Origin of the sequence: Desulfosporosinus sp. HMP52, from assembly GCF_000765145.1 — a bacterium.
In the GTDB taxonomy this organism is placed as follows: Bacteria; Bacillota; Desulfitobacteriia; order Desulfitobacteriales; family Desulfitobacteriaceae; genus Desulfosporosinus.
Window position 1 is genome coordinate 1 of sequence record NZ_JMGA01000004.1, and the last position, 11,261, is coordinate 11,261.

Annotated in this window: 13 protein-coding genes; 9 read left to right on the forward strand and 4 right to left on the reverse strand. The window is 41.9% G+C overall.

The genetic code is table 11. The features are described 5' to 3' along the window. Window positions 1–319: 319 nt before the first annotated feature. From DP73_RS01485 to DP73_RS01500, 4 genes are all read right to left on the reverse strand, one after another. Window positions 320–1,036 carry an ATP-binding cassette domain-containing protein gene (locus DP73_RS01485; protein ID WP_034596948.1) on the reverse strand — a complete coding sequence of 239 codons (717 nt, stop codon included), beginning with the start codon at window positions 1,034–1,036 and terminating at the stop codon, window positions 320–322. A 1-nt stretch (window position 1,037) separates the two neighbouring features. After that, window positions 1,038–1,739 carry an ABC transporter permease gene (locus DP73_RS01490; RefSeq protein WP_034596950.1) on the reverse strand — a complete coding sequence of 234 codons (702 nt, stop codon included), beginning with the start codon at window positions 1,737–1,739 and terminating at the stop codon, window positions 1,038–1,040. 111 nt (window positions 1,740–1,850) lie between these two features. Further along, window positions 1,851–2,741, reverse strand: coding sequence for a substrate-binding domain-containing protein (locus DP73_RS01495; protein WP_034596952.1), 891 nt, complete (start codon window positions 2,739–2,741; stop codon window positions 1,851–1,853). A gap of 302 nt (window positions 2,742–3,043) precedes the next feature. Next, window positions 3,044–3,961, reverse strand: coding sequence for a helix-turn-helix transcriptional regulator (locus tag DP73_RS01500; RefSeq protein WP_034596954.1), 918 nt, complete (start codon window positions 3,959–3,961; stop codon window positions 3,044–3,046). Between the two features lie 366 nt (window positions 3,962–4,327). Between DP73_RS01500 and speD the strand changes: the two genes are divergently transcribed. The 9 genes from speD to DP73_RS01545 all read left to right on the forward strand — a co-directional run bounded on the left by speD (window position 4,328) and on the right by DP73_RS01545 (window position 11,236). Next, entirely contained in the window at window positions 4,328–4,705 is a 378-nt protein-coding gene (speD, locus tag DP73_RS01505; protein WP_034596956.1) for an adenosylmethionine decarboxylase, read from the forward strand. Window positions 4,706–4,962: 257 nt separating this feature from the next. After that, window positions 4,963–5,730: a geranylgeranyl pyrophosphate synthase gene (locus DP73_RS01510; RefSeq protein WP_034596957.1), complete on the forward strand. Its 768-nt coding sequence runs from the start codon at window positions 4,963–4,965 to the stop codon at window positions 5,728–5,730. Window positions 5,731–5,745: 15 nt separating this feature from the next. Beyond that, window positions 5,746–6,600: a UbiA-like polyprenyltransferase gene (locus tag DP73_RS01515; protein ID WP_034596958.1), complete on the forward strand. Its 855-nt coding sequence runs from the start codon at window positions 5,746–5,748 to the stop codon at window positions 6,598–6,600. 19 nt (window positions 6,601–6,619) lie between these two features. Next, entirely contained in the window at window positions 6,620–7,246 is a 627-nt protein-coding gene (locus DP73_RS01520) for an FO synthase (RefSeq protein WP_034596959.1), read from the forward strand. 22 nt (window positions 7,247–7,268) lie between these two features. Continuing rightward, window positions 7,269–8,351 carry a cyclic dehypoxanthinyl futalosine synthase gene (gene mqnC / locus DP73_RS01525; protein WP_034596960.1) on the forward strand — a complete coding sequence of 361 codons (1,083 nt, stop codon included), beginning with the start codon at window positions 7,269–7,271 and terminating at the stop codon, window positions 8,349–8,351. Window positions 8,352–8,354: 3 nt separating this feature from the next. Further along, window positions 8,355–9,122 (forward strand): twin-arginine translocase subunit TatC, encoded by a 768-nt coding sequence (gene tatC, locus DP73_RS01530; RefSeq protein WP_034596962.1) that lies wholly within the window; start codon window positions 8,355–8,357, stop codon window positions 9,120–9,122. Between the two features lie 12 nt (window positions 9,123–9,134). After that, window positions 9,135–9,497 carry a twin-arginine translocase TatA/TatE family subunit gene (locus tag DP73_RS01535; RefSeq protein WP_034596963.1) on the forward strand — a complete coding sequence of 121 codons (363 nt, stop codon included), beginning with the start codon at window positions 9,135–9,137 and terminating at the stop codon, window positions 9,495–9,497. A 7-nt stretch (window positions 9,498–9,504) separates the two neighbouring features. Next, window positions 9,505–10,473, forward strand: coding sequence for a polyprenyl synthetase family protein (locus DP73_RS01540; protein WP_034596964.1), 969 nt, complete (start codon window positions 9,505–9,507; stop codon window positions 10,471–10,473). A gap of 166 nt (window positions 10,474–10,639) precedes the next feature. Then, window positions 10,640–11,236: a TetR/AcrR family transcriptional regulator gene (locus tag DP73_RS01545; protein WP_034596966.1), complete on the forward strand. Its 597-nt coding sequence runs from the start codon at window positions 10,640–10,642 to the stop codon at window positions 11,234–11,236. Window positions 11,237–11,261 lie beyond the last annotated feature (25 nt).

Genomic DNA, 11,261 nt, shown 5'->3' on the forward strand with positions numbered 1-11,261 from the left:
TCTTAGAAGAGCACGCCGGTGAGTTGACTGCTGCTAAAAAACATCTCATTGAAGATCAAAATGAGCGGCGCAAAGAAAGCATCAAAGGGTTTGTATTAGGGAAAAACAGCTAAGACCTGGGAGTTGCCATCTACAGACAATTAAGCATGTCCCAGATTCGTCACCGGTGACGAATCTGGGACATGCTCAGGCTGAGGGGGGCTATTTTAGTTAAACAACTGTCTTTGATTGTAAAATTACTACTATAAGGTTACAACCCAAAAGGGTTGCCTTATCATGAATGTCTGAGGACACTCATTATGAGACAACCCTTTTTTGGTTAGGCAGAAAAATGTGAGAGAAAACCGTCAACTTCTTCATTATGTTTTTCTTTCAGTAGTTGTGCGGGAGAACCTTCCCTTACTACCTTGCCATTTAGAAGGATCAAGGCTCTCTTGGTTAAATGGAGAATGTCTTTGAAATCGTGACTTACTATAACTGTAGTGGTTTGGGTAGATTTAAAAACTTTTGCCAGATCCCCCCGTAGTGCTTCTTTAGTTGGCGCATCTAGGGCCGAGAAGGGTTCGTCAAGGAATAAGATGTCAGGCTCAATAGCAAAGGCTCTGGCTAAGCTTACTCGCTGGGCTTCCCCGCCGGAGAGCGACCGTGCAGATTGTTTAGCCAGACGTGCTACACCAAATTGTTCCAGCCAAAAATCTACCTGCTCCCGAATTTTTTTAGAGGGGAGTCCTCGGATTTTTAACCCCAGGGCAACATTGTCAAAAACCTTTGTGTTTAGTAACAGTGATTCTTGGAAGACAATTGCTATTCTACGTCTAATTGCCAGTGGAACTGTCGCAGGCATTGGATTTCCTTGAAAAAAGAGCTGCCCAGAGGTTGGGGGCTCCAAAAAAGCGAGAATTTTCAACATGCTGCTTTTACCTGAACCGTTTGGACCGATTAGTCCAACACATTCTCCTGCCGATAGTTGAAAATTAATCTTTTGTAAAATGGTCTTTTGGCCCTGAAGCCAACTTATCTCTTTAGCCTCGAGCACACTAAGCTCCCCCTTGCTGTTTCTGTTGAAGTAGAGTCAAGCATAATGTAGCCCCATAAGCAAGTAAGCATAAAATAATACTTAAGGCAATAGCAATATCGAAATTACCTTTGGAGACTTCTAAGACTGTTGCTGTTGTTAAAACTCGGGTTTGGCCTTGAATATTTCCCCCAACAGCCATAGAAGCACCAATTTCTGATACGATTGCCCCAAAGCCGGCAATAATTGCCGCAAGTAGAGAATACCTAACCTCTTTAAGGAGCAGCCAAACATATTGTAAGCGAGTGGCCCCCAGTGCTTTGATTTGCAACCTCAATTTGGGGTTGGTTTGTTGAAGAGCTGCGCAAGTTAATGCAGCTACTATTGGGGAAGCAATAATTGCCTGAGCAATGATGATGGCCATTGGGGTATACATAATGTTCAAAAAGCCAAAAGGACCTGAACGCCAAAGGAATATCGAGACCCAAAGCCCCACGACTACCGGAGGTAATCCCATTCCAGTATTCACAATGCTTAAGACAACTCGACGTCCGGGAAAGGCTTTGAGAGCTAAAACTGTGCCAAATGGAATCCCGATTAAAAGACTTATTAAAGTTCCGATAGTAGAAACCCTAAGGGTGAGAAGGGTAATTTCCATCACCTCGGGATCCCCTGTTATGAGAAGGCGGAGGGCCGCTAAAATTCCTTGCCAGATCATTTCCATAGGTTTCATTTCCCTTTCATGGTAATAAACAAAGGAATTAACGGATTCAGACAGAAATTCAGACAGAGGGACGGTTCTTCTGTCTGAATTAAATAACTAATTTGTTCTTAATTACTTGCCTGCATCAGCGAAGAAAAGAGCTTCTCCAAATTTATCTTTGCCAAATGAACCAATGGTGGCTTGAGTATCTGGATTAATCATATATTCAACAAAGGCCTTCGCACCATCAGCGTTGACTTTGGGGAATTTCTCAGGATTGACCTGCATAACGTGATAAATATTCAAAAGAGACGCATCACCCTGGAGAAGAATATCGAGTTTTAAATTCTTCTTGGCGGCTAAGTAGGTAGCGCGATCGGTTAAAGTATACCCGGCTTTTTCAGAGGCGATAGTGAGAGTCTGGCCCATACCCTGACCAGTTGACTGATATTTGTCTGCTGCCGGTTTGACATTGGCCTTTACCCACAAGGCTTTTTCCATTTTGTCGGTACCGGAATCATCTCCACGGGTAACAAAAATTGAGGAAGTGGCAGCAATCCCTTTAAAGGCGTCTACAACAGATTTAGTTTCCTTTACTTTGGCCGGATCTGCGGAAGGCCCAACTATAACAAAATCATTATGCATTACCAGTTGGTAATTGATCGCAGTTTGATTATCAACTAATTTTTTTTCAGAAGAGGGGGCATGGACTAATAAAACGTCAGCATCCCCTTTTTCACCCATTGCTAAAGCAGCACCTGTGCCTACAGCAATGGTTTTAACTTTATACCCGGTTTTTTTCTCGAAATCCGGTATCAGAACATCCAGTAAACCGCTGTCTTGGGTACTGGTAGTAGTAGCGAGGATAATATCAGGTCTTGCAGGCGTCGGAGTTTCAGCTTGAGGTGTGGAAGGTGTTGGAACCGGAGTCTCAGTTTTTCCGCACCCGACAAGGGCTAACATAAGGGTAAATGTAAATAGGATAAAACAGAATGTAAGACGGTTGAAAATATTCTTCTTCATTAATTGTTTCCTCCTCTTTAAAAATTATTTACTGGATCAGCTATCATGCATAAATACACTCTGATAGGGATCCCTAACACCAGTTCAGCTTAATCCAGAGGATATACTGGCCAGGAACCGTCCCTGGTTTGCTTTACTGACTGTGTTGACATAAATAACATATATGCATATATCATGCCAAGACAATTTGAAGTCTAGGAAAAGGTACTTGGCATCAAACCATCAATCAAGTATGAACACAATTGAAATGTTTGCTAAAATATTAATTAAGAATTAGCTTTTTACTCTTTACCCAACACTGCCTATGTATTAAAAAGGATTTGCCCTGTCAAGGAAGTATCATACCCTTTTTGCTGATGAACAGCTTGGATGAATCCGGGGGATTTCAAAACACTCAAGAGTTGATTCCAAGCTGGAGTTTTAGCGGTTTTTCCCATACAAACCAGATCATACCGCTCTTGGAACAAAGGGATAAAATCCAGACCCAAGCGTTGGGCCGCCGCTTTAACCCCCACACCCACGTCGGCTTGGCCGTTGGCCACGTGACATGCCACCCCGGAGTGGGTAGATTCTTCATGCTCATACCCCAATATTCGACCGGGTGAGATCTTGGCAGCTTTTAAATAGGCATCAAGGCGGAGGCGTGTTCCGGACCCTTTCTGACGATTGATAAAATTCAGACCTTCAATGGTGATATCGTCCCATGTCTGAAGATTAAGGGGATTCCCAGGTGCTACTATAAAACCTTGCTCACGTTGGACTAAATTGACAATACAAACAGATTCCCCGGGTATTACATGTTTGACAAAGGAAGTATTATACTCCTTGGAGACTTCGTCCCATAGATGTATCCCTGAGATATCAGCCTCTCCTCTATATAGAGCAATAAGTCCGTCCATACTTCCTTTAAAGGAGATAGAGGATTCAATAGGAAGGGGGGCGTGTCTGAGAAACTCGAAGAGAAGCTCAACCACCGGATCATGGCTTCCTATAAAGCGAAGGGCAGGTGATATAAGTGGGGGAACTGAGATAGGTTTAGGAGCAGGATCATTAACACCTAGGGTTCCACGTAAGTATTGATCTAGAACAGCTGGATCAATACGAAGCTGGCGCCCGATATGGTGAGCTGGTATTTCTCCCCGTTTTACTAGTTCATAAAGAGTGTACTTGGAAACCTTGAGAATTTTAGCTGCTTCTGCAGCTGTTAAAGTTAGGCTCAAATAGACTCACCTCTCTCTTAAATATCTCATGGTTTTAAGTGTAGATTAGCTATGGAGGCAAGTCAATAGGTTAGAAGGTTCTACTTGGTTTTAATTTGCTTAAGTTGGTTATCCTGAGCTTTGTTCCGGTTAAGTTGTTAGTGAAATTAATGACTCCATAAGGCTGAAAAATATATAGGGGTATTCTCCACACATTTTTGAATAAAGAAACGTAAAATGATCTGATATAAAAATAAAATTTTATTGACAAGACGGTACTTTATGCTAAAATTTAACGTGATGGAAATTTGGAGATGATCTGAGGAAATCGAAGATCCACCCCAGATTCTTTCCTGTTTTTAGTAGAAAAGGGGGCAAAGATCACAATTGGCAAATTCTCTTGGACGTCATGTGTTGGCTGAAATCTATGGGTGTAGTTTCGACATTTTAAATGATCGAGAGCAGGTCGAAGCACTAATGGTCAACGCAGCTTTAGAAGCTGGTGCCGAAGTTCGTGAGGTAGTATTCCATAAGTTTAGTCCTCAAGGGGTGAGTGGTGTTGTAGTGATTTCTGAATCACACCTAGCCATCCATACGTGGCCAGAACTCGGATACGCGGCAGTAGACGTCTTCACGTGCGGGGACAGTGTCAATCCCTGGGATGCCTGCAATTATTTAACCGAACATTTCGAAGCAGGGCATATGACAGCAACGGAAATGAAGCGTGGTATTGTTGACGAATCAAAGGAAGCGGTAAATTTATAGGAGGGATATTTATTTTATTCCGGACTAAGTCAAGTACGGATGGAGAAGTCAGGTTCTTTTTTATTTCTTGTACCTAATAGACCTTGTAACTTATGAGTAAAGTTGCAGGGTCTATTACATTTTTAAGCAAATACACATATTCTTTCGATAATATTGTCATATTATCAGGGTATATTGCATAAATAGGGCAGGAGTTTGAATAAATATATCGAATACATAATAGGTTAATGTCCGAATGGAAGACAAGGAGCGATTACATGGTTCCCGTAGATTTCAGCTTCCAAGGGAAACTGAACAACGTACAGGCGCATTTGCGCCAAGAGATTAATTTTAAGCCAGCTGGATTTGAAGAACTGGTACACCTGGAAATGAATGAACTGGATCACAATGTGAGTCCGGCCATCGTTTTAGCAGTAAGTGGTTCATGTACAGAGGATAACGATAAATCAGAAGCATTAGCTGGCATTATTCAATTTATTTTTATGGCAAATAAGGTGCATAAACTGATGAAGGATGATGAAGATCTCCCAGAAGAACGCAGGCAGTTTCCGGTGCTTGTTGGAGATTTGCTCTATGGAAAGTTTTTTCTGGAGCTTTGTCGTGAGAAATTATTGATTTACTTAGACCCTCTGGCTCAAGTGATGGGTACAATGAGTCAAGGAGGTATTTCTCGCTGGCTTTCACGGGATAAAGATTTAAGTGGGGATGAGCTGCTGAAAATAATTGCACTAGAGAGTGCGTCGTTAACTGGGACAGCAGCTCGACTTAGTGCTGAACTAGCGGGGGTCTCACTTCCCCTGCAGAAAAAACTTGAATCTTTTGGGTGGGAGCTAGGCTTGGCTTGGGGAGCTTGGAAAGAAGGTTTGGAGACTTCTGTTATTCAGTCTATTCTTCGCAGAGCTAATGACATTTTAGAAGAAATTTCGGCTGAATCACAAATTAAGCTTCGTCCTCTGAGTGAAGTTTATCAATACATATCAGTACAACTGAATGTTGGGTATAAGGCTTCAGAGATAGGGTCGTAACGAACGGGGTGAATTATGGATAAATTAAAAGTTTTTTTTGAAATGATCAAGTTTGAGCATACTATTTTTGCTCTTCCTTTTGCCTACTTAGGAGCCTTTTTGGCAGCAGGGGGTGTTCCCTCCGGCATGAAACTTTTGTGGATAACTCTAGCCATGATTGGAGCTCGAACGGCTGCAATGTCTCTAAATAGACTGGTTGATAGGCATATTGATGCACGTAACCCTCGAACAGCCCTTAGGGCATTACCTGCCGGTCAGCTTAGAGTCAATGAGGTCTATGGTTATACCGTATTATCGTTTCTTCTGCTGGGTATATCTGCGTACAAGCTTAATCTGTTGGCCTTATGGTTAATGCCGATAGCTGTTTTTTTTCTGGTGTTATATTCTTATACTAAAAGGTTTACTTGGGCCTGCCATTTAGTACTGGGAATTTCCTTGGGTCTGGCTCCTGCAGGAGCGTGGATAGGGATAACCGGTCATTGGGCTCTGGCCCCCGTCCTCTTAGGACTTGGAGTTATGACCTGGGTTGCGGGTTTTGATGTTGTTTACGCCTGTCAGGATGTTGAGTTTGACCGTAGGGAAGGCCTCCATTCCATACCGGCAGTTTTTGGTTTGAAAAGAGCCTTGGAAATATCATCCTTTCTACATATTCTGGCACCAATACTCTTCATTTCAGTAGGAGTAGTCATGTCTTTGAGTTGGCTCTATTATGTAGGAGTTGGAATTGCCATCGTATTACTTTTTCGACAGCATCATCTTGTTTCGGCAGACGACTTTTCCAGGCTGGGAGTTGCCTTTTTTGACCTTAATGGTTATTTAAGCATCTTACTTTTTGTTTTCTCGGTTCTGGATTTAACCTTACTGCACTGAATCTAAAGGGAGGTAAACTATGCCCTCACTGTTTGCCCTAAGCGAACTTAAGGATCTGGTAGATAAAATTGAAAACGGTCAACGTTTAGATCTTGATGACGGCGTACGTTTGCTGAAAAGTCAAGAGATATTGACCCTGGGATATATGGCTAATCTGGTGCGCGAACAGAAAAACGGCAATAAAACCTACTATAAGGTTAATCGTCCGATTAACTTCGCTGATATTGGAGGGTCTCTCACTGAAAAGGAAAGGTTCTCAACCGCCTTGATGAGCTATGGCAACCCAATATCCCCGGAAGAGTTCATTGACAGTCTGATTAGACTTCGAAACCAACAAGACCAAACTAAACAATTCAGCACTTTCAGTCCTGTTCCTTATTATGCAAAGGAGCAACAAGTTGAAGGAAGTATGGGTGCCGGAAATACAACCGGTAATGAAGATTTGAAGATGCTGGCAATTTCGAGAATTCTTCTCGATAATTTTTCCCATGTTAGAGCGTATTGGATGTTACTGGGGCAAAAATTAGCTCAAGTTTCCTTGGCCTTCGGAGTCGATGACTTAGATGGTACTGTTATGGAGGAACAGAGTACGCCCTTGATCCACTTAATACAAAAGGCGGGGCGAGAGGCTGTTGAAAGGGACTAAGCTTTAGAAGGAGGATAAGGCATTGCAGACGGAAACCTTGAAGATCATCGAGAAACGTTTAGCGGGTGAACGGTTGTCCATCTCTGATGGAATTGAACTGTTACAAAATGCTGATCTTCTTTCTTTGGGACAAGGAGCAAATCTCGTTAGACAACAAATGCATCCTGAAAAGGTAGTGACATTTGTGATTGACCGAAATATTAATTATACAAATGTGTGTTCCTGTCAATGTAAGTTCTGCGCATTTTATTGTAAGCCGGGTGATCCCCAAGGATATATTTTGTCACAAGACCTATTACGTGCTAAAATTGAAGAGACCATAGCAGTGGGAGGAACTCAGCTCTTGATTCAAGGGGGACTGCATCCTGATTTGAATTTGGAGTACTTTGAGAACCTGTTGCAGGATATCAAAACTCATTACCCTATTCACATCCACTCCTTTAGCCCTCCGGAAATATGGGATCTTGCGGATAAATCTAATTTGTCAATTGAGGAAGTTATCATACGTCTCCGTAATGCCGGGCTGGATTCCATTCCCGGAGGAGGCGCGGAAATCCTCGATGACCGTGTACGTCACTTAATAAGTCCGAATAAGATCGGCTGGCAGAAGTGGATGGAGGTTATGACGACTGCCCATAAGCACGGAATGAAGACTACTGCGACAATGATGTTTGGGCATGTCGAGACCTTTGAAGAACGAATTTTACATATGGCTCGTGTTCGAGAAGCGCAAGATCAAACCGGTGGATTCACTGCCTTTATCCCTTGGAGTTTCGCTCCTACAAACACATTGCTTGGTGGAGAGGGCAGTACAGGAGTAGAGTATTTAAGGACTCTGGCCGTGGCTCGTTTAATGCTGGATAATGTCCCCAACATTCAAGCTTCCTGGGTGACACAAGGTGCTAAGATGGCTCAGGTTGCCTTAAGCTTTGGAGCCAATGATTTTGGTAGTACTATGTTAGAGGAAAATGTGGTTCGAGCCGCAGGTGTTCAAACACGCGTCCCGTTGCAAGAGATTATTCGCTGTATTGAAGATGCAGGCTATCAAGCTGTGCAACGCAATACCCATTACGAATATCTAAAGGTCTACAGGAAGGAAGTGTAATGGATGCGCAGGCGACAGCGAAAGCATGATGAGGCAAATTTGCCTTTAACGGATCATTTAAAAGCCTTACGTAAAGTGCTGATAATATCTGCGTATGCTATATTAATTGGTACGATTATCGGCTGGTTTTTCAGTGATCAAGTCTTTGCTTATCTTGCAGCTCCCGTAATTCGATTGCAAGATATTTCATTTATTACGACTACCCCTATGGAACCGATGCTGGTTAAAGTTAAGGTAGCACTGCTGATTGGTATCGTTTTATCCCTGCCTATAGTAATCTGGCAGATCTGGAGCTTCGTCTTACCCGCCTTAAGGCAAAACGAACGAAAATATTTATACTTCATAGTGCCTAGCTCTGTAATCCTCTTTCTCAGTGGAGTTGGATTATGTTTTTTCGTAGTACTACCAATTGGGTTGAAATTTCTGCTTTTTGTAGGTGGTGATGCAATAACCTCCTACACTCCGTTACTAACTAAGGCCTCATATTTCGGATTCCTCACCACCATGTTTTTAACCTTTGGTTTGGTTTTTCAAATGCCTATTGTCTTATTAGTTCTGATTAGGATAGGTGTTCTAAGCCCTCAGGTCTTAGCATCAAAAAGACGTTGGGCAGTACTGATTATCGTAATCATAGCTGTAGTAGTGTCCCCGACGCCTGATTTATTGACTCAACTCCTCATGGCTGGGCCAATGTATCTTCTCTATGAAATAAGCATTTGGTTGGGGTATCTCGTCGCGCGTAGCAGAGAAAAAGAGTTGGCTTTAAAGTAAGGGGGGGAACCGATGGGATTAAGTGAAATCCTCTTGATTTTAGTTGTTGTACTTATTTTATTTGGTCCAGAGGATCTGCCGGTTATAGCGAGGTCATTTGGTAAACTGGTTTTTGAAATTCGTAAAGCTACCAATGAATTAACTAAAGAATTTCAAAGTACAATAGAAACGCCGGCAAATGTTATTAACAAAGCCTTTGAACAGACTACTTCGCCACGTGTTGTTGAAAAGGATACGGTCTCAACCTCAGATGAGTCGGAAGATCTTAAACCAGAAGAAGAACTTTTGACGTATGAGGATGAAATCCCGAAGAATCCACTGGCGGAACTGCCATCAGATATGGTATCTTATGAAGAAAAGGGTGCGAGCAGGTGAATCGGTTTTGAAACAACTCTGGCTCTTTAATCAAATAAATTCAGATTTGCAACGGGTTGAAAAAGAACTGACTAAATTCGTGGAGACGGGTTATCCAATTCTTCAAGATTCTGCAATCCATTTGTTGGCTGCAGGAGGAAAGCGATTGCGCCCGGCTTTTACGCTCTTAGCAGGAAAATTCTATGGTTATCCGCTGGAAAAATTAATGCCGGTTGCAATGGCTTTAGAACTCATACATATGTCTTCACTTGTTCATGATGATGTAGTAGATGCTTCGATGACTCGAAGAGGACGAGCAACAGTTAAAGCTAAATGGGGAAATATCGTTTCTGTTGAAACAGGGGATTACCTACTGGCAAAATCCCTGATGCTTATCTCAAAGATTGATAATCCCGAAGTTTCTCGAATTCTTGCTGAAATTAGTGTTGAAATGTGCCAAGGCGAGATTCAACAGATTAAGTGCACATTTGATGTGGAGCAAACCTTAAAGCAATACTATTATCGAATAAAACGTAAAACCGCCTTATTAATCTCTGCTTGCTGCAAATTGGGCGCACTGGTTTCAGGTGCTCCTAAGCGTCAAGTGTGGGCGTTAGGTGCCTATGGTCATTCCTTGGGTATGGCCTTTCAAATTGTCGACGATGTTTTAGATATTACAGCTAAGCCCTCTGAATTTGGCAAGCCAATTGGAGGGGACTTGCGCCAGGGAATAATGACCTTACCCATGATTCTCGCTCTTAAATCATCGCCACAGTCTTCTGAGTTAAGAGAATTACTCAAGAAAAAGGACAAAACCGAGGAAGAGGTCTGGGAAACAATAGCCATGATTAAATCCTCCGGAGCAATTGATCAGTCCATGCATCTTGTGGACATCTATATAGAAAAAGCTAAAAAACATTTGCAGGATCTGCCTAAGATTCCAACTCGCAAAGCCTTGGAAGAGCTCGCTGAATTTATACGGACTCGCAAGTTTTAGTTAATAGCTCACACCAATAGTTAAGCCCTGTAGCATTGTCTGCGGGGCTTTATCTATGGATTTATGAATAGGTTCATTTTTAATTGACAATAATAAGGTCTACAAATATAATGAAAAATGAACAGATTCATTTTTTGTACTGAGAGGAATCTCTGGAGGGATACTAATGCATCAGGAAATGAGTAAGCGCGAGAAAAAGAAGCTTCAGACCAAAAAGACCATATCAGAAATAGCTCTAAAACTATTTTCTACCAAAGGCTTAGAGGAAACTACTATAGCTGAGATCATGGAAAAAGCTGCTCTGGGAACAGGCACTTTTTACAATTACTTCGAAACTAAAGAAGCGATTCTAAAATACTGTCTGGCTGAAAGAATAGATTGTGCCAAACAAACCTGTGAAGATATCCAAACTTCGGCCTTAAATGCTACCGAAAAATTGCATCAAATCCTAAAAGTTATATCCAAAACCCATGATGAGAATCAGCAGATGATAGGGTTATATGTTAAATTTAGTCGGAATCCTGACAAGGTTGAGCAAAAGCCACCCCATGGGTCACGGTTTGAAGAGATTCTAACCAGTATTATTATTGAAGGCCAAGCTAAGGATGAGTTCAGAAATGATATTCCACCGGAAATCATTAATGAGATGTTTTCCGGTATTCTTAAGTCTACCTTAAATAGCAATCTAGATTTTACTTTTATGGATAACATTAGCTATAAGCATTCTCTGTTATTAGAAGGTGTAATTAATAAAAAGGACTAACTAGCTACCCCTTCTTTCCAGTATC

Bases quoted from the DNA above. Each gene is read 5' to 3' on its own strand.
- DP73_RS01535 (WP_034596963.1), top strand. From the start codon at position 9,135: ATGGGATTAAGTGAAATCCTCTTGATTTTAGTTGTTGTACTTATTTTA.
- DP73_RS01490 (WP_034596950.1), bottom strand. From the start codon at position 1,739: ATGGAAATGATCTGGCAAGGAATTTTAGCGGCCCTCCGCCTTCTCATA.
- DP73_RS01545 (WP_034596966.1), top strand. From the start codon at position 10,640: ATGCATCAGGAAATGAGTAAGCGCGAGAAAAAGAAGCTTCAGACCAAA.
- DP73_RS01520 (WP_034596959.1), top strand. From the start codon at position 6,620: ATGCCCTCACTGTTTGCCCTAAGCGAACTTAAGGATCTGGTAGATAAA.
- DP73_RS01495 (WP_034596952.1), bottom strand. From the start codon at position 2,741: ATGAAGAAGAATATTTTCAACCGTCTTACATTCTGTTTTATCCTATTT.
- DP73_RS01515 (WP_034596958.1), top strand. From the start codon at position 5,746: ATGGATAAATTAAAAGTTTTTTTTGAAATGATCAAGTTTGAGCATACT.
- tatC (WP_034596962.1), top strand. From the start codon at position 8,355: ATGCGCAGGCGACAGCGAAAGCATGATGAGGCAAATTTGCCTTTAACG.
- DP73_RS01510 (WP_034596957.1), top strand. From the start codon at position 4,963: ATGGTTCCCGTAGATTTCAGCTTCCAAGGGAAACTGAACAACGTACAG.